Source organism: Bacillus sp. GS3m_15504 (assembly GCF_055825275.1).
On record NZ_JBVVNL010000003.1, the window covers coordinates 102,433 to 120,891 of the forward strand.

An 18,459-nucleotide genomic window follows, 5' to 3' on the forward strand; every position below is an offset into this window, starting at 1 on the left:
GATATCTCCCCTCGTTATTAGTTACGTAATGGCTTTCCTTTTACAAGCATGTGCTGCATTCTTGCTTGTGATTTCATCTCACTTACTAAGCTAATAAATGCTTCACGTTCTACATCTAATAAATACTGCTCATCAACTTCTGTTCCGTACGGCACTTTTCCGCCTGCGATGACATATGCAAGTTTCTTCGCAATGTGAAGGTCGTACTCTGAAATGTAACCAGATAAATGCATTGCTTCTGCACCAAGTGCAAGAGTTGCATATCCTGTTTCACCAACAACCGGTATCTTTTTACGAATCGGTGCTTTGTAACCAGCTTCATATAAAGCAAGTGCTTTCTGTTTTGCATCGTATAGTAAGTGATCACCATTCACACTAATACCGTCTTTATCACCTAAGAAGTTATGAGAAACCGCTTCTTGTCCTGAAGTTGAAACTTTCGCCATTGCGACTGTTTCGAACACTTTATTTGCAACTTTTTGTAGATCAAATTCTACGCCGTTTGCCATTTTATTTAAGTGTTTAATGTATAACTCTTTATTACCGCCTCCGCCAGGGATTAAGCCAACACCAACTTCTACTAAGCCCATATACGTTTCACTAGAAGCTTGAATGCTCGCTGCTGGTAAGCAAACTTCTGTACCTCCGCCAAGCGTCATACCGTATGGTGCTGCTACAACTGGCTTAGAAGAGTATTTAATTTTCGTCATTGCATCTTGGAAGTTTTTCACAACCCACTCAATTTCAAAGTAGTTGTCGTCTTGTGCTTCCATTAAGATCATTGCTAAGTTCGCACCAACGCAGAAGTTCTTCGATTGGTTACCGATAACAAGACCTTTATAATTCTTTTCTACTTCATCAACAGCGTAGTTAATCATTTGCGTAATATCCATACCGATTGCATTGCTCTTCGAATGGAATTCTAAGCAAAGGATACCGTCGCCTAAATCGATTAAGCTCGCTCCGCTATTTTTCTTTAATACGCCATTTTTCGCTTTTAATTGTTTAAGAGAAATTGCCTTTTTATTACGCTCAATTAGCTTATATTCGCCATTATCGTAATAATAGCTATCTCCGTTATCATGTTTGTAGAAAGTAGTGAAACCTTTCTCTAACATTTCTTTCACCCAAGCCGGAATAACTGCGCCGCTTTCTTCCATCTTTTGAACGGACTTTTCAACGCCAATTGCATCCCAAACTTCAAATGGTCCTTGCTCCCAGCCGAAGCCCCACTTCATCGCTTGGTCAATTGCAACGATATCGTCAGCAATCTCTTTATGAAGTTTTGCAGAATATAAAAGAGTCGGTGTGATGATGTTCCATAACAACTCTCCTGCGCGGTCTTTCGCGTATACAAGCGCTTTCAATTTATTCGATAAACCTTTTTCTTGTTTACTTAACTCGACCGATGCAGCTTTTAATTTTTTACGAGCTTCGTACTCCATCGTTTCTGGATTTAATTCTAAAATTTCTTTTCCTTGTTTTAAGAAGAAGCCTTGCCCTGTTTTGCTTCCAAGCCATTTTTTATCAAGCATGTCATGCATGAAAGCTGGTACTTTAAATACATCGCGCTCTTTTTCTTGTACGTTTTCATATACGTTATTTGCAACGTGTACGAATGTATCTAAACCGACAACATCTAAAGTACGGAACGTTGCGCTCTTCGGACGACCAATAAGTGGGCCTGTTACTGAATCAACTTCTCCAATGCTATAGCCGCGTTTTACCATCTCTTGAAGAGTTACTAATAAACCGTACGTACCGATGCGGTTTCCAATAAAGTTTGGTGTGTCTTTTGCGATAACAACGCCTTTTCCAAGAACGTCTTCGCCAAATAGTTTCATGAAGCTTAATACTTGTGGATCAGTTTTTTTCGTCGGTATTACCTCTAGAAGTTTTAAATATCGTGGTGGGTTAAAAAAGTGTGTGCCTAAGAAGTGTTTCTGGAAGTCGTCTGAACGACCTTCTGCCATTTTTTCAACTGAAATGCCTGACGTATTCGAGCTTACGATAGAACCCGGTTTACGAACAGCATCTACTTTTTCAAATAGTTTCTTTTTAATATCTAAGTTTTCAACTACTACTTCAATAATCCAATCTACATCAGCTAGACGCTCAAGATCATCTTCTAAGTTACCTGCTTCAATCAGTGCTAAATTTCCTTTCACTGTCAGAGGAGCTGGTTTTTGCTTTAATAGTTTTTGCACAGCCGTATTACTAAAACGATTTCTCACACTTTTATGTTCTAATGTAAGTCCCTTCGCCTCTTCTTCTTTCGTAAGCGCAGGTGGTACAATATCAAGCAATAATGTCGGAATACCAATATTAGCTAAGTGTGCCGCAATTCCTGAACCCATTACGCCTGACCCTAGAACAGCAGCCTTTTTAATTTGGAACATCCAATTCTCCCCCTATTCTTGAATGAATGCTCATTCAATTTTTCGACATAAGTCGCAATCAATGAGTGAGCCTCTACTAATAAATATATGATACTGTTTAAATTTTCGCAATATATTTATTGATAAAATTTTCTGAAATAAATATTTTTCTTTTATTTGCCCATGCTATATATGTATTTTCTTCACTAAAATACACTTTCCCTTTTTATAATCTGACGAAACTGGAGGAATATATATGGCAAAACTTAAGAAGAACCCTTCAAAGGCTGGAATTAGCGCAGCGAGTGTAACAGGAAACGCTGGACCAACTGATCGAGGCGTAGAAAAAGGACGTCAAGGTAATAACCAACAATATAAGAAGCATAATATGGGCGAAAAATAACGCTATATTTTTGGGCAGAGAACGTGGCATAATGGGTAATGGCTGCTTTTTCTGCCCAATTTATTTGTAACAAATGAGGGAATTATAATGAAACGAACAATAGTTATGATTGTAATGATTGCCACACTATTTACAGGGATGATTTTCTTCTCTTATGCACAAAGACAACAAGCTGTAAGAGCCGATCAGCCCAGCATCACTGGACAATACGGAATTACAATCGATGCAGACACAGGTGAAATTTTGTATGGAAAACGAGAAGACGAACGCTCTTATCCGGCTAGTATAGCCAAAATGATGACAACCCTTCTTTTACTAGAAAATGTAAAAGAGGATGAAGAAATTACAGTTACAGAAAACGCAATTAAAACAGAAAGTCAAAGTAAGAAAATTAAACTTCGTGCTGGGGAAAAGTTAAAACGTGATGAAGCATTAAAACTGATGCTTATCATTAGTGCAGATCCAATAGCTGAATCCATCGCAGAACATATTGCAGGGTCAAAAAATGAATTTGTAAAAATGATGAATGCTAGAGCGAAGGAACTTGGTACAAAACATGCGACTTTCAAAAATGCAAGTGGTGCTGATGCATTAGGAAACAAAGTATCACCATATGACATTGCTATGATTACGAAAGAAGCATTAAAATACCCAGTTGTTTTAGAATATATGAATTCAACGCGTACAACTCTACATACTTCAGAACGCTCTCCAAACATCGCAAACTATGGACGAGAAGAACTATATGACGATCCATATGCAATTGGAAGTAAAAGCGGTCTATCAGCACTCGGAAAGTATACAGTCGTAACAGTGGATGAGAAAGACGGTAAACGCGTCATTAATGTTGTATTATCTTCTACCCGCAAGCAACTGTATCCTGATACGAAGAAAATGGCACATTACGCATTTCAGCAATTAAAATAACCAAGGAGTATTTACTCCTTGGTTATTTTTTAACCATACCTTTTAATACGAACGCAACGTTTGCTGGACGCTCTGCTAGACGACGCATGAAGTAGCCATACCAGTCGTTTCCATAAGGTACGTAAACACGCATTTTGTAACCTTCTTTTACTAGCTCAAGTTGACGCTCATTACGAATACCATATAGCATCTGGAATTCAAATTGATCCCTTGGAATGTTGTGTTCTTCGGCAAGTTTTTTCGTATATTCAATAATCGCTTCGTCATGTGAAGCAATTGCAGTATAATTTCCATTTAATAAGTGCATTTTAATAATCTTTTTATAATTGTCATCTACATCTTTTTTGTCCGGGAACGCCACTTCTTCAGGTTCTTTATAAGCCCCTTTTACAAGACGTAAATTAGGATTATAAGCATTTAAGTCTTCAATATCTTTTTCTGTACGATATAGGTAAGCTTGAATAACCGTACCAATATTATCGTACTCAGATTTTAACTGTTTAAAGATATCAATTGTCTTTCCGCAGCGTGTATAATCTTCCATATCAATTGTAACGAACACACCATTTTCTTTTGCAGCTTCTAAAATACGGCGCATATTGTTCATTACGATTTCATCAGAGATATCTAATCCCATAGAAGTCATCTTTAAAGAAAGTTGCGAATCAAGACCTTCTCTTCCAATTGCACGGATTGCTTCAATCGATTGGTTGGCCATTTCATTTGCTTCCGCTTCATTATCAACGAATTCCCCTAAATAATCGATTGTTACACAAAGTCCTTGCTTGTTCAATTGTTTAATAGCTGCTGTCGCTAATTCAATTGTCTCCCCTGCGACAAAGCGACCTGCACCAAAGCGTAAACCGTACTTTTTAGCCAGTTTTGTTAGCGCTTTATTTTTAGATAAGAAAAGAAACGAATTTCGCATTAATTGTTCCATGTAATTCACCCCTATGACTTGATTTATCTGTTTTTTACCCCTCTTCAAAATTATATCATTGTTTAAAATTATTGGATACAAATAATTATTTAGATAATTTATAAAATACTATAAAAACATTTAAAACCCTATATTCTCGCTTGTAAATATGCCTGAAATATTTTTCGACATTTAGAAAAATGGAGTTTACTAGGCACAAAATAGGCATGTCGAAAATATTCGACATGCCTATAAAACCCTTTATATTCCATGTAAATTATATGAGGATATTAATACAGAAAACTTGAGATTATATTTATCCCAAGTTTTTTTATTGTTCATTTCTCTTTTCTTCATTCAGCCTTTTAATATCTGTAATTAACTGCACCATCTCTTCTTTCGCACCGGGATAAGTCTCATTCCAGTGCTTCACTAAAGCCGGCATCGTCTTCGCTATGTAAGAATACAGTGCCCACTTCTGTACCTGTTCTTTTCTCTCTTCATTGCTCTCTCCAAGTAATAGTTCCGTGTATTTCTCTAACAACCCGTCAAACTGTTCGTTAAACTTTTCACTCATCTTATCTACCTCCTATATGAAAAAAGCAGCGAAGATCGCTGCTTTTCTTTATAATTTTGATCGAACAGAGTTTAATTTTTTCTCCATTGTGCTTACTTTATCACGACGATCATCGATACGAATTGTTGTTGCAACGCGCTGTGCACCTTTCGTATATGGAACTTCATGCATTTGTTGAATTACTTCTAGAATGACAGGAAGATCTCCTTCAATAACTGTATTCATTGGTGTTAATTGATACTTCACGCGATCTGCATTTTTCTCTAGCACCTTTTGTACTTCTGCTACATATTCACTAACACTTGGATTACCTGTTCCTACTGGAATAATCGATACGTCAACAATTGCCATCGTAGTCTTCCTCCTATAATTGCTTCTTATATATCCATTATCTATTTTACCGAAATACGCATCATTTTACTAATTTGTTATTCCTCTATTTTAAATTGCTCAACCAATCTTTCCAAGTCTCTCATATGCTCCGTCAAACTTTCCATCGTATGAGCTACCTTTTCTAAATGATTCACTTGTGATTCAGTTGCAGCATTTACTTCTTCCGAAACAGCTGCGCTTTCTTGACTCGTACCAGCAATTGTATGCATGACCGCTGTAATTTCTCCTTGCTCGTGACCGATGTTATGTACCTCTTCTACAATTTGTTCCACTGAAGTACTAATGATATTAACAACTGACATAATTGTACGGAACTCCGCCTCTGCTTCTGTCGTAACATTATTTTGTATATCCGCAATATCTTTTAATTTACTTACAACTTCTACAACTCGTCTTACCTCTACTTGTACATCACCAATCATCGTCGCAATTTCTACTGTTGCTTCTTTTGATTGTTCCGCTAATTTTCGAACCTCTTCAGCAACAACAGCAAAGCCTTTACCTTGTTCACCCGCACGTGCCGCCTCAATTGAAGCATTTAAAGCAAGTAAATTCGTTTGATCCGAAATACCTTTTATAAGCTCTACAACATTTTGAATCGATCCAACCCTTTGCTCCAACTTTCCAGATGCTTCCTCTGTATGAACAACAATTGAAGAGGATTGTTCTCTTGTACGAACTAAATTACGCATCGTATTTAAACCTTGCTTAGATGCCTCTTCAGCTTTGCCAGCTACTCCTTTTATTTCACCAACGGAGCTATTCATTTGTTCCACTGACTGTATCATATTCTCAAGCTGCTCTGAAACTTCATCTACACTATTTGCAAGAGTGGATGCTCCTCCGCTTACATCATCCATTGCACCTGACACTTCTTTACTAGCTGCTACAGTTTCATTCGTTAAATAATGTAGATTATTCGTTGATTGTTGCACGGTTGATACACTATTTTTAATTTTACTTACCATTTCATTCATTTGCTCAACCATATGATTAAAATGGTTCGTCAGTTCTCCAACTTCATCCTTACTTGTCACTTTCATTTGCAACGTTAAATCACCTTCTGCTACTTTTTGAACGTGATTCGTTAATAGTTGCAGTGGTCTTGCTAATCTTCTTGAGAACAAGTATGAAGCTACAATTCCAACGAATAAGCTAATACATGCCATTATAATGACTGTATTTCTCGTACTATTTAATAGCCCATCAATCGTTTCTTTCGGATAAACAATCCCAATTTTCCATTTCATCTTATCAAACAGTTGACTATAGGCTACTACATCTTTTCCGCCTAATGTTGTCACCGCAAATTTTGTTTCATCTTTATTCAAACTTTTTAAAAGTGGTTCCTTTGAAACATCTTTTCCTACTTTCTCTGGGTATACAATGGCAATATTTTTATCATTTACGATAAACATTTCTCCGCCGTTATTATATTGAATATTGTGGAGTAGCTTTTGAATTGTTCCTAATGATACATCCATTGCTACTACCCCTAATACAGATCCATCTTGTCCGACAATTGCTTTTGACACTCCAATGCTTAACTTACCTGTCGCGATTTCATATTGTGGTTGTCCCCAAATAATCGATTTCGTATCGGATTCTGATGCTTTATACCACTGACGACTCGTTGGATCATACCCTTCTGGTACTTTTCCTCCGTCAGCGAGATTTGCGCTCAACGTTTTTTTATCTTTTGTCCCAATGTATACATCTAAAATATCAGGATGGTTCTTTTTAAATCTTGAAAACTCTTTTAAAATAAAGCTCTCTTCTTCTAGAGTAACTCCATCTTGTAGCATGTTTTGAATATCATCATGACTTCCATAATGCCCCATATCTTCTTCAATTCGCTGCATAAATGCAGTTAACTGTTCTGTCACAAGATCCATCGTATTTTGAGAATACTGGTCTAAGGAGCGCACTTCCTTCTCTTTCTGTAATTGATACATAGCTGTACCTAATATTACGAACATCATAGAAATAAGTACCGAAAATACTACCGCAATTTTTAAACGTAAACTTCTTAACATATCCCCCAAAGCATCCCCTTCGCATTGAATTCAAATCTTATTAATCATTATATTAAGTATAATAGATAAAATTAAAAAATTGAAACTAATTCTCACTTCAATCTGAGTAGAAAACCTACTACTACTTGTGCAAAAACAAATAGTTCATTATCCTTAAACTATATAATCTCATTCGTTCGGAGGGAACTATGTTACAAAAATTCGGTTTCTCACAATATGAAAGCCAAGCTTACGAAGTTGTCGTATCAAGCAACGAGCCATTAGATGCTACAACGATTGTGAAGCATTCTGGCGTGCCAAAAGCAAAAATATATGAAGTGCTTGCACGCTTAATCGATAAAGGAATGGTAATGGATTCTGTTTCAGAGAAGAAAAAGATGTATACAGCATTACCACTCAAGCTAGCAATTGAAAAATTAACGACAGAATTTCAATCCAATATTAAAGAACTAGAGACAACTATATCGAAAAAATCATTTACAGATGACCGTGTATGGAGCTTAAAAATGCAATCTTCTATTCGCGTTCAAAGTAAAGAACTCATCGAAAATGCAAAAGAATCAATTCGCATTTCAGCTTGGAACGATACTCTTTTAGAATATCTTCCGTTATTAGAAGAAAAAGCAAAACAAGGCGTCAAAACCGAATCCCTTATAGTTGGAAAAGTAGAAACAGACTTAGAAAACATGCATTTTCTAATCCCAGCCGAAGAGCCTAACGCGCTAGAGCGATACTTACTGCTCATCGTTGACGACCGTGAAATTTTATTTGCTGGCGTAGAGCAAGAGTCATGGCAAGCAATGAAAACAATGTCACAACCTTTCGTGAAGTTCTTTACAGAATTCTTTTATCACGACGTTGCACTTGCAAAGATTACCCAGAAACACCATGATCTCTTTATGGAAGATGAGGAAATTAAGAGTTTATTAATGAAGTTGAGATACTAAAAAAACGCCTCTATTACAAGGCGTTTTTTTCTACATTTCTTTTCTATTTTTCATCCTTAACACATAAGCACCCGCAATAATAAAACTAATTCCTAAAACGAATAAAGACGTAAATTCATTGCTGACACCGCCAGTAGCTGGTAAACGTACTTCATTATGAGTATTAGGTTGTTGCATCGGCTTCACATCAGCGGAAGGTTTCGCTTCTCCATTTGGTGTTGGCTTATTTGGCTTAGAAGGAAGCGATGCCTTTTCTTCTTTCTTATTTTTTACAATATGTTTAATAATTTCTCCATCCTCTTTTATTTCAAATGCGAATGTCTCTTCATTTATTACATATCCATTTGGTGCTATTGTTTCTTTATACGTGTACTTTCCGTATGGTAATTTGAATTTCGCTACACCTTTTTCATCCGTTTTCCCTTTTACTACTTCTTTCCCTTGTTCGTTGTAGATTGTAAATTCTGCATTCGGTAATTTCGTATTCCCATCTGCTACATCTACTTTCGTTATTTCTAACTCACCTTCTACTTTCTTATCTTGAACAATATGTTTAATAATTTCTCCATTCTCTTTTATTTCAAATGCGAATGTCTCTTCATTTATTACATATCCATTTGGTGCTATTGTTTCTTTATACTTGTACTTTCCATATGGTAGTTTGAATTTCGCTATACCTTGCTCATTTGTTTTTCCTTTTACTACTTCTTTCCCTTGTTCGTTGTAGATTGTAAACTCTGCATTTGGTAATTTCGTATTCCCATCTGCTACATCTACTTTCGTTATTTCTAACTCACCTTCTACCTTCTTATCTTGAACGATATGTTTAATAATTTCTCCATTCTCTTTTATTTCAAATGCGAATGTCTCTTCATTTATTACATATCCATTTGGTGCTATTGTTTCTTTATACGTGTATTTTCCGTATGGTAGTTTGAATTTCGCTACACCTTTTTCATCCGTTTTCCCTTTTACTACTTCTTTCCCTTGTTCATTGTAGATTGTAAATTCTGCATTCGGTAATTTTGTATTCCCATCCGCTACATCTACTTTCGTTATTTCTAATTCGCCTTTTACATTTTCATTTTTCAGCTCTAATACAGCAGTTTCACCATTTTTCACTTCAACTTTTTTAACACTTCCGTCTAACACATATCCAGCCGGTGCTTGAATTTCTTTGACGCTATATATACCGATTGGGAGATTACCTAACTCCGCAATCCCCTTATCATTAGTCGTAACATTTTGTTTAAAGTTTTCATTAGAAACTTCAAACACCGCTCCTTTTAATACTTCCTTTTTTTCTCCTAATTTCATAATCTTTAAAGATCCTACTGATTCCCAATTTACAACTAAATCTGTACTGATTTTCTCACTATTTCTTTGTAACAATACCGTTGTATTTTGAACTTTTTCTGATCCTTTAAAAGCTATTGCTTGTAAATTTGTTAAAGTAGACTTCACTTTCATTTTAAAGTTACCACTACTCGTATTTTTCGGTATTAAGATTTTGAATTTTTCGTTAATTGATAATGTACTTTTCTCTTCACCATTTTCATTTACAATTCGAAGCCCTTTAGGAGCATTTTCAGGAAGAATTGTATAAGAGCCAGAAACCGCATTTGTTTGCACTGCATAAAATCCTGTTTCTAAATAATCACCTTTTTGTGTAGCAGTTTGTAGATCTACAGGATTAACTTTAAAGAATACATCTTGTGATCCAGTTTCTTTTTTTGAAGCTTCTACTAAACGCTTCATAAGATTATGTACATGTTCATTTTTTGCAACTAAATCTTCTTCCGTTAATTCATTTGCTGCAATCCATACTGCTAATTGTGTAGCATAATGCGCCTCTTCCGTTGTCGCTACACCTAATTCAGATGGGCTTTTTTGAGGATATCCATTTAATAAAACACGATATACGGCATCAGATGTTTTCCCCATTTCAGGCAAATCTTCTCCATTGGGAGAACGTAAATCAGGCGTTAAACAATATGCAATACTACCCGAAGCAGTTTTAATTATTTCTGTCTTTATTTCACGCTGTTTCGAATTACTATAGCTCCAATCCATCTTATATGTTTCCCTGTTCATTACTTCTGCCTTTGCTTGTGGCATTGCAATTCCTAATAAAATAATAAGAGCACTTAAAAAACTAAACCATTTTCCTGCCATCTTTCGTTTCATTCTCCCCACCACCATATATAAATTTCTACATGAAGCAATCTTACTGTTTCATTGTACTTATAGTGAAAAAAAGAGAATAGGTGGTTTTTTTGTAGTATCTTGTCGAATTGTTGAGAAAGTTCCAAAGTAATAAGCCACTTTAAAACTGTTTGTTGTCATGGTGCTATTGACAAATAAATATTACATGTTTTACATTTTCAAAAATAATAAGAAGGCACTTTATAAGTGCCTTCTTAACTTACGAGAAACAAATTTCAAACGAATACATATTACTTATCTTTTTCCTTTATCTCCGTCAACAGCTCAATAATTTTTTCATTTTGCTCCACTTGTTTCTCTGAATTTTGATAGATGCAACGAATCCATCCTAATACAAAAACAACTACGACTATCGGTAATAGTGCAAATATTACACCGAATATCGAGAAGTTAAACATCATTTCCCCATCACCTCGCTACATACAGATTCTCCACCTTTCTACTAAAACCTGCAATTTTTTACAAATAAAAAAGAACCTATCAAACGATAGATTCTTCCTTCGCAAACTGAGTAGAACGTCCTCTCGTAATTGAGAAGATTGCACAAAGCAGCGCTAATATAATAAAAACGCCTCCTACCCAAGCGTTATATATAACAGATGATTTTTCAATAACAACTCCGCCTACTGTTGAACCGAGCGCAATCCCTAAGTGAAGGGCAGAGTTATTTAAACTTTGCTGAATACCAGCTGATTCTGGTGCAATTTCAATCAAATAATTTTGTTGTGCTGGCGAAATAGCCCAGCTCAGCATACTCCAAATTCCCATCATAATAATGAACAGCGGGAACGAGAATGTCATTAATGGCAATAGGAAGATCGCACACGCAAATACGATAATAATTGAAATAATACTTTTCTTCGATCCCCATTTATCAGCAAGCCAGCCTCCGAAGCCGCCCCCAATTACTGCTGCGATTCCGAAGATGAAGTAAAATACACTAATCCAATTCGCTTCCACATGCATCACATCTTTTAAGAAAGGTGTTAAATATGCATATAGTGTTAAATGGCCCGTTAAAAATAAAAATGACGTTAACTGTGCACTAACGATTTTTTTATCTTTTAACGTAGCAATTTGTTCTCTTATTGATAATACCGATGTCGGTGGTACTTTCGTTAAGAATAATGAAATACAAGCGATTGCCATAACTGTTAAGATTGAAATGAGTACAAATGGTGCACGCCATCCATATGCATTTCCGAGTACAAGGCCAAGCGGTACTCCAAGTACAAGTGATCCACTAATCCCCATGAAAATGATTCCAATTGCACGCGCACGAAAATGCGGTTCTACAACGCTAGAAGCAAGTGTTACTGACAGTGCAATAATAAGCGAACCACTCGCCGCACAAATCACCCTTGAGAACATTAACATCCCGTAATTCACACTACATGCTGAAATAATATTTCCGATTAAAAAAATTGATAATGCCCCAACATACAATGTTTTTCTTTCACATTTCCCTGTTAATGCTAATAAAACCGGACCTGATAAAGCAAATACTACTGAAAATATTGTGATAAGCTGACCAGCTGCACTAATAGATACTCCTAAATCATTGGCAACTAAATCAAGCGTTCCTCCTATAATTAGCTCAACTGTTCCGACTACGAAAGCCGCGATAGCTAAAATATACACACGAAAATTCAAGTCTTTCCCCACGCTTTCTATTTTGGTTACTACGACTATAGTAACCAAAATAGAAGTTGAACACAAGTACAATTTTTTTACAGCAAAAAAGGTAGGCGTATGATACGCCTACCTTTCAATTATGACACTTCAGTTTTGTTCTTCTTGTTTAAATACCAATACACCGGCAGTCCCGTAAAGACAATTCCAATGGATAAGAAACAACTTAGTGGATCGTTGATAATCGCACTACCGATTACAAAGAGTGAGCCCAAAATCGCAACGATTGGGACGATTGGGAATAACGGTACACTGTATGCACGCTCTTTATTCTTATTACGTTTTCTTAAAATAAAGACACCGATAAACGTCATTACGTAGAAAATATAAATAATGAATACGGAAATCTCAGATAGCTTATTCGGATCACTAATAATCATTAAAATAATTCCTAAAATGATTTCAACAGTAATCGCATTTGCTGGTGTTTTAAATCTTGGACTTTCCTTTGCAATAAACTTAGCAAATGGAAGCTGTCCACGTTCTGCCATCGACATCGGGATACGTGGGAACGTTAAAATCTTTCCATTTAAACAACCGAAAATAGAAACGATAATACCGATACTAATAATTTTCCCGCCATATTCTCCAAGTAGCATGCCCGCAGCTGTCGCTGTTGCATTTTCTCCAAGGTCTACAATTTGTGTTGCTGGTAATACATTCAGTAACGCCAAATTAATTAATACGTAAGCAGCTGTTACAATTAAAATCCCAACTGTCATAGCTTTCGGTAATAACTTTGTTGGATTCTTCATTTCTCCACCAATCGAAGCAAGTAAAATCCAACCGTCATAAGCAAATAACGTTGCTAAGATCGCCATCCCGATACTTTGATTTTCTGATATCGGCACAACTACGTTAAAGATATCGCTATTCCCTTTCCAAAAACCTAACACAACAATTAATACGATTGGAATCATTTTCCCGATTGTCGTGATCGTTTGAACGATACCTCCGTATTTTGTTCCCATACTATTTACAACGCCAAGGAACACAACTGTTCCAATTGCGATTGGTAAATTCCATACTTTATCTAAATAGAAAAAATTAATCATTAAAGAACTAAAGTATAGCCCTAATGTTCCAATAATAGCTGGCCCATAAACAATCGTTTGCATCCAGCCTGATAAATATCCCCAAAAACTTCCGTAAATCTCCTCTAAATACGTATACAACCCACCATTTTTCGGGATTTGCGCTCCTATTTCAGCTACTGTTAAACCGCTTGCTAACGTTAACAGACCACCAATTACCCAAGCAAGAATCGCCATATTAGAACTCCCCGAGTAATCTAATACGCTCCCTGGTTTCATAAACACACCAGACCCAATAATCGTTCCTACTACGATAGAAAGTGCTACCGTTAAACCAATTTTGTTCTTCTCATCATGATGCATGCTGCGTATCCTCCTTCCAATCCTAGTGTGATGCAAAAATGAAATAAAAAAACACTCCTCCCTAAAAAAGGGACGAGTGTTATATTCGTGGTTCCACCCTTGTTTCAATTCGCAAAGTAACACACTTCACCAATTTCTCAAGTCTAAAATAACGGTTTTTGCCGGCAAGCAATTACTAGATGTTCGTTCACTGCTGCAGTTCAGAGGTGGTAATCCATTTTTTCGTATTAGGAAGCTCACAGCCAAAGGCTTCCCTCTCTGAGAATCGTAAAAAATTGATCGTGTCCTCATCATCACTTCTCGATGTCGAATTTTGTAGTTATTGTTCATTATATTGAATTGTTAGAAAAAATCAATATATTTTTTTATATAACATACGAAATATTTCTCTTCTTATATTATAACAGAAGTTACGACACTTCTCTAATTTCCTAGTATCTTCGGAACAGTGTAGCGATAAAAAATTATATCAGCGATTTTTCAGATATATCGATTTACCAACAAAAAACGACAATAAGTAAGGGGAGACTTTCTAAAAGAAAGTCTCCCCACATACATACCTTCCGGTTGCCCACACGAAAGCTACGTAATTCGATTATTTATCTTCTTTGTTCATAAAAAACTTGTGATGCGGAAGCTCCACATTTAATGCCTCTAATTGTTTCTTTTCATTGTCTAAAATTGCTTTTGCTTTTGTTTTTGTTGCCTCATCTAATCCTGCAAATATATCTTCATGCTTCTTTTTCTCTGGGAGTTTTATACCTAGTTTTGTTAATTCTTCTTTTGATTGCTCATGCGTTAATTTGCCGGATTTTTCTTGTTCAAAAATTGACTTCACTTTTTCTTTCGCCTGTTCATCTAAATTAGCAAGCATATCTTTACGCTTACCCTTCTCCGGCATGTTCACGCCTAACTTCGTTAATTCCTCTTTTGCTTGTTCACGTGTTAATTTCCCGGACTTTTCTTGCTCTAAAATCGACTTCGCTTTTTCTTTCGCCTGTTCATCTAATCCCGCAAACACTTCTCCATGTTTACCCTTCTCCGGCATTTTTACACCTAGTTTTGTTAATTCCTCTTGCGCTTGTTCACGTGTTAATTTCCCGGACTTTTCTTGCTCTAAAATCGACTTCGCTTTTTCTTTCGCCTGTTCATCTAATCCCGCAAACATTTCTTTACGTTTTTCTTTCTCGGGAAGCTTTACACCTAGCTCCTCTAACTGCTTCTTTGTATCATCCATAATCGTTTTTACTTTTTGTTTTGTAGCGTCATCTAAATCCTTTTTCGCCGTTTTTGTCGCTTGCTCAGCTGCTGGAGTATTCGTTGCTGCGAATGCTGGAATACCGACTCCTCCAATGATTCCGAACGATAAAGCACCTGCAATCGCTAAATACCCAACTGTTTTCTTCTTCATAGGAAATTTCCTCCTTCATATTTCTAATGCATGTACACTTTCGTATACAATACCTATCGTAATGAGGGTTTCTTAACATTTCCTTAACGACTTAACAAAAAAACACCGCTCATCACGAGCGGTGTTTCTCTAAGCTTTTTGTAATTGTAACTCTTCACGTTCCATTATTTTTCTTAATACGATTGTTTGCATCATTGTAAATAAGTTACCTGTTATCCAGTACAACACAAGTCCGGATGGCGCCGCAAATCCCATAAATAGAATCATTGCGGGCATCATAATTTGCTGCATCTTTAGCATTTGTACTTGTTCTCCAGACGTACTATTCGATTGGAAAACTTTCATCTGAATAAATGTCGTTAACGCTGCAATAATCGGTAATATATGATAAGGATCTGCATGTCCTAAGTTCACCCATAAAAATGTAGATGTGCGAATCTCTTCTGTTCGGCTAATCGCATAATACAAAGCAGAGAAAATCGGCATTTGTATTAATAGTGGCCAGCAACCAGCAAGTGGATTCCAACCGCCTGATTTCATTAGTTCTGACATTTCTTTTTGATACTGTTTTTGTTTTTCTAGATCTTTGCTTACCTCACCGTATTTCTGCTTTAGCTTCTGCAATTCAGGTTGCATTTTTTTCATTTTCGCTTGGCTACGATATTGCGAAACAGCTAATGGAATCATTGCTGAACGAATAACGAGCGTCATAATAATGATAGCAATCCCAAAGCTAGCTCCCGGTATATGATGAGCAACAAATTGAATCATAAACGAGATTGGATATACAAAGTAATGATCCCAAATTCCCGTACTATGTGCATCAATTGGGGTTGCATTACTGCAACCAGATAAAACAAAAACAAGTAATAATGATAAACTAACGAGCACAGCTCGGTATGATTTTAACATGTTCATTCCTCCAATGTTTCGTAATTATTTAGCGAAACATTGGTGTATACGGACCGACCTCGTCATTCTCTTCACTTGATTCTTGTCTACGTACAGAACGAATCATTCCATATTTATAAAAAATAGAAAATAGCGGTACATTCCCTGCACTATCTTCACATGTATCAACTAACGCAAAAGCTCTTTGTCTACCGCTCGATGCTTGCTGACGCACAAAGCGAGAAACGTTAGCAAGGAAGAAAACTTCTAATAAACAAAGTGCTGTCGTTACAAACGATATATATAGAATTGCATCCTGCAATAAAAATTCCATCGCTTCACATCCTTAATAAGGTCATTTTAGCACATTCGGCAAACATTCTCTATTTCCTTTTATCGTCAAAAAAAGTATTTTGCATATTTTCTCAAGAAAATAATAATTGAGAAACATTGTATTCGCTTTCTTTAGTATATTCACACACATCAATGAATAGGCTTGATTTATTAGAAATTTATAAAATTTTTGCATTATAATAAAACTATTGCCAGTTTTTGAAAAAACCTTTATTCTCTTCTTGTAATCAAAAATGAATATGGAGATGAAACATACTATGGGTCAACTAGGAGACGCCGATTACGTTCCCGACACCGCCTTTTTATCCTTCCCAGCAGCTAAAACATTTCACTTAGAATTTATCATACAGTTGGTTGTTATTTTCGTAGCTTCTATTTTGTATGCAATTTCTATGAATATGTTCTTTATCCCGCATAATATGATTAGCGGTGGATTCGCTGGCGTAGGGATGATTATCGGTTATTTAATGCACTACAATATCGGTGCACTTATCTTTTTACTAAACATTCCTCTTCTTATTTTAAGTCACTTTTACTTAGGCAAGAAGACAACCTTTTTAACAGCGTACTTTGTAGCTGTATCATCGTTAGCGATGAACATTATCCCTGTACACCAAGTTTCAGACGATATTTTACTTTCTTCTGTATTCGGTGGTGTAATCTGCGGAGCAGCTTCCGGAATCATATTCCGATTTGCTTCTTCAACAGGTGGCTTTGATGTTGTTGGATTGATTGTAGCGAAATATCGAGATGTTTCCATTGGAGCAATTATTTTCGGATTCAACTTAATCTTACTTGTTGTAGCAGGATTTATTTTCGGATGGGATATTACACTTTATACGTTAATTAGTCGATTTGTAGTCAGCAAAGTGATCGATGCTGTGCATACGAAACATATTAAATTAACGATAATGACAATTACTGAAAAAGGCGAGGAAATAAAAAGCGCCCTACTACATCACGGCATACGTGGCGTGACAATGGTAGATGCTGTCGGCGGCTATACAAACCATAAGAAAAAAATGATTTACACTGTCGTGACTCGCTATGAGTTAGGCGAAATGAAACGTATTATTCGTCAAGTGGATAACAAAGCATTTATGAACATTACTGAAACAGTTGAAATTGTCGGCCGTTTCAAACGCATATAAAAAAGCGCAAGGAACTAATATTCCTTGCGCTTTTTATTTTTTACACTTATTACAAAATCAGATAATTCTATTATTATGTCTCTAAATGTGTTATAATAAAAACAGACTCACAAAAAAAGAGTATATAGACTTGGAAGTTTCTCATATTTTACAAACAAAAAGAAACGAGAAGTCAGGTATATTTCAATCACCATACACGTAACGGTTTAAAAAAACCGATCACTCTTCAATGATCTTTTTATAAAAAGATACGTACAACTAAAATTCACTTCAATATACTATACCTACCTTTTTGACTTCCAAATCATCTTATTACATAGGGAGATGAACATATGAATCAATATATACGATATACAATAGCTGTCCTGTTTGCTATTATCGGCGGAACAATCTGCTTCTGGACAAACAATCAGCTTGGAGAGAATATCATTTTTAATGGAATCGAAACACTTGTAAGCGCTTCAATTTTAGGTGGATACATTTTCTTCCTCTTTAACCCAGAAGAAAATGCACAAAAAACAATGTTATTAACAATGATCGGAATCGTTGGCGGATGTATTTCCTACTCAATGACTAACTATACATTACCACTTCAATTAAGCTCAGCTTTCTTCCACGGTCTATGGACTTGGTTCATTGCATTCTGTCTAGCAGATGTATTCAACCTATTACAAGACAATGAAGAAGAAAACGGTCGCCAAATTGAAAGTAACTCGTAAGCTGGAAGATATTCTTCCAGCTTTTTTATGTTGTTTTG

The 18,459-nt window shown here is 36.1% G+C and carries 17 protein-coding genes and 1 other annotated feature; of the genes, 5 read left to right on the forward strand and 12 right to left on the reverse strand.

Going from position 1 to position 18,459, the window contains the following annotated elements; genetic code table 11:
- Positions 1 to 17: 17 nt before the first annotated feature.
- Positions 18 to 2,399, reverse strand: coding sequence for a 3-hydroxyacyl-CoA dehydrogenase/enoyl-CoA hydratase family protein (locus tag AC0L0O_RS22580; RefSeq protein WP_000486388.1), 2,382 nt, complete (start codon positions 2,397 to 2,399; stop codon positions 18 to 20).
- Between the two features lie 235 nt (positions 2,400 to 2,634).
- Here AC0L0O_RS22580 and AC0L0O_RS22585 point away from each other — a divergent pair, with 235 nt between their 5' ends.
- Both AC0L0O_RS22585 and AC0L0O_RS22590 read left to right on the forward strand, forming a co-directional pair.
- Entirely contained in the window at positions 2,635 to 2,781 is a 147-nt protein-coding gene (locus tag AC0L0O_RS22585; RefSeq protein WP_001096347.1) for a YuzL family protein, read from the forward strand.
- 87 nt (positions 2,782 to 2,868) lie between these two features.
- Positions 2,869 to 3,708, forward strand: a complete 840-nt coding sequence (locus AC0L0O_RS22590) for a D-alanyl-D-alanine carboxypeptidase family protein (RefSeq protein WP_000831474.1) — start codon at positions 2,869 to 2,871, stop codon at positions 3,706 to 3,708.
- A gap of 22 nt (positions 3,709 to 3,730) precedes the next feature.
- Here AC0L0O_RS22590 and AC0L0O_RS22595 read toward each other — a convergent pair whose 3' ends face one another.
- The 4 genes from AC0L0O_RS22595 to AC0L0O_RS22610 form a co-directional block, all read right to left on the reverse strand.
- On the reverse strand, positions 3,731 to 4,648 hold the full coding sequence (locus AC0L0O_RS22595) for a proline dehydrogenase family protein (RefSeq protein ID WP_000436772.1): 918 nt from the start codon (positions 4,646 to 4,648) through the stop codon (positions 3,731 to 3,733).
- Between the two features lie 310 nt (positions 4,649 to 4,958).
- Positions 4,959 to 5,204, reverse strand: a complete 246-nt coding sequence (locus tag AC0L0O_RS22600; RefSeq protein WP_098639139.1) for a YusU family protein — start codon at positions 5,202 to 5,204, stop codon at positions 4,959 to 4,961.
- A 48-nt stretch (positions 5,205 to 5,252) separates the two neighbouring features.
- On the reverse strand, positions 5,253 to 5,555 hold the full coding sequence (locus AC0L0O_RS22605; RefSeq protein WP_001018862.1) for an MTH1187 family thiamine-binding protein: 303 nt from the start codon (positions 5,553 to 5,555) through the stop codon (positions 5,253 to 5,255).
- Between the two features lie 77 nt (positions 5,556 to 5,632).
- Positions 5,633 to 7,633, reverse strand: a complete 2,001-nt coding sequence (locus tag AC0L0O_RS22610) for a methyl-accepting chemotaxis protein (protein WP_098639140.1) — start codon at positions 7,631 to 7,633, stop codon at positions 5,633 to 5,635.
- A gap of 188 nt (positions 7,634 to 7,821) precedes the next feature.
- On the opposite strand from AC0L0O_RS22610, the gene AC0L0O_RS22615 reads away from it, so the two are divergent.
- Positions 7,822 to 8,580, forward strand: coding sequence for a TrmB family transcriptional regulator (locus AC0L0O_RS22615; RefSeq protein WP_000939488.1), 759 nt, complete (start codon positions 7,822 to 7,824; stop codon positions 8,578 to 8,580).
- 30 nt (positions 8,581 to 8,610) lie between these two features.
- Here AC0L0O_RS22615 and AC0L0O_RS22620 read toward each other — a convergent pair whose 3' ends face one another.
- The 7 genes from AC0L0O_RS22620 to AC0L0O_RS22650 all read right to left on the reverse strand — a co-directional run bounded on the left by AC0L0O_RS22620 (position 8,611) and on the right by AC0L0O_RS22650 (position 16,531).
- Positions 8,611 to 10,767, reverse strand: a complete 2,157-nt coding sequence (locus tag AC0L0O_RS22620; RefSeq protein ID WP_428889842.1) for a SpaA isopeptide-forming pilin-related protein — start codon at positions 10,765 to 10,767, stop codon at positions 8,611 to 8,613.
- Between the two features lie 269 nt (positions 10,768 to 11,036).
- A complete protein-coding gene (locus tag AC0L0O_RS22625) occupies positions 11,037 to 11,207 on the reverse strand; it encodes a hypothetical protein (RefSeq protein WP_000971478.1) in 171 nt (56 codons plus the stop codon).
- Between the two features lie 79 nt (positions 11,208 to 11,286).
- The gene (locus tag AC0L0O_RS22630) at positions 11,287 to 12,471 is read right to left on the reverse strand and encodes an MFS transporter (RefSeq protein WP_131371370.1); all 1,185 of its coding nucleotides are present in this window, start codon (positions 12,469 to 12,471) and stop codon (positions 11,287 to 11,289) included.
- 107 nt (positions 12,472 to 12,578) lie between these two features.
- Positions 12,579 to 13,895 (reverse strand): APC family permease, encoded by a 1,317-nt coding sequence (locus tag AC0L0O_RS22635; RefSeq protein WP_131371374.1) that lies wholly within the window; start codon positions 13,893 to 13,895, stop codon positions 12,579 to 12,581.
- Between the two features lie 65 nt (positions 13,896 to 13,960).
- Positions 13,961 to 14,198, reverse strand: a binding site (T-box leader).
- Between the two features lie 292 nt (positions 14,199 to 14,490).
- Positions 14,491 to 15,306: a hypothetical protein gene (locus tag AC0L0O_RS22640; RefSeq protein WP_473786137.1), complete on the reverse strand. Its 816-nt coding sequence runs from the start codon at positions 15,304 to 15,306 to the stop codon at positions 14,491 to 14,493.
- A 129-nt stretch (positions 15,307 to 15,435) separates the two neighbouring features.
- Positions 15,436 to 16,218: a membrane protein insertase YidC gene (gene yidC, locus AC0L0O_RS22645; protein ID WP_000920544.1), complete on the reverse strand. Its 783-nt coding sequence runs from the start codon at positions 16,216 to 16,218 to the stop codon at positions 15,436 to 15,438.
- 28 nt (positions 16,219 to 16,246) lie between these two features.
- Positions 16,247 to 16,531, reverse strand: a complete 285-nt coding sequence (locus AC0L0O_RS22650; protein ID WP_000394930.1) for a hypothetical protein — start codon at positions 16,529 to 16,531, stop codon at positions 16,247 to 16,249.
- 277 nt (positions 16,532 to 16,808) lie between these two features.
- On the opposite strand from AC0L0O_RS22650, the gene AC0L0O_RS22655 reads away from it, so the two are divergent.
- Positions 16,809 to 17,702 carry a YitT family protein gene (locus AC0L0O_RS22655; RefSeq protein ID WP_000530036.1) on the forward strand — a complete coding sequence of 298 codons (894 nt, stop codon included), beginning with the start codon at positions 16,809 to 16,811 and terminating at the stop codon, positions 17,700 to 17,702.
- 332 nt (positions 17,703 to 18,034) lie between these two features.
- The gene (locus AC0L0O_RS22660; RefSeq protein WP_001077766.1) at positions 18,035 to 18,421 is read left to right on the forward strand and encodes a DUF3938 domain-containing protein; all 387 of its coding nucleotides are present in this window, start codon (positions 18,035 to 18,037) and stop codon (positions 18,419 to 18,421) included.
- Positions 18,422 to 18,459: the final 38 nt, after the last annotated feature.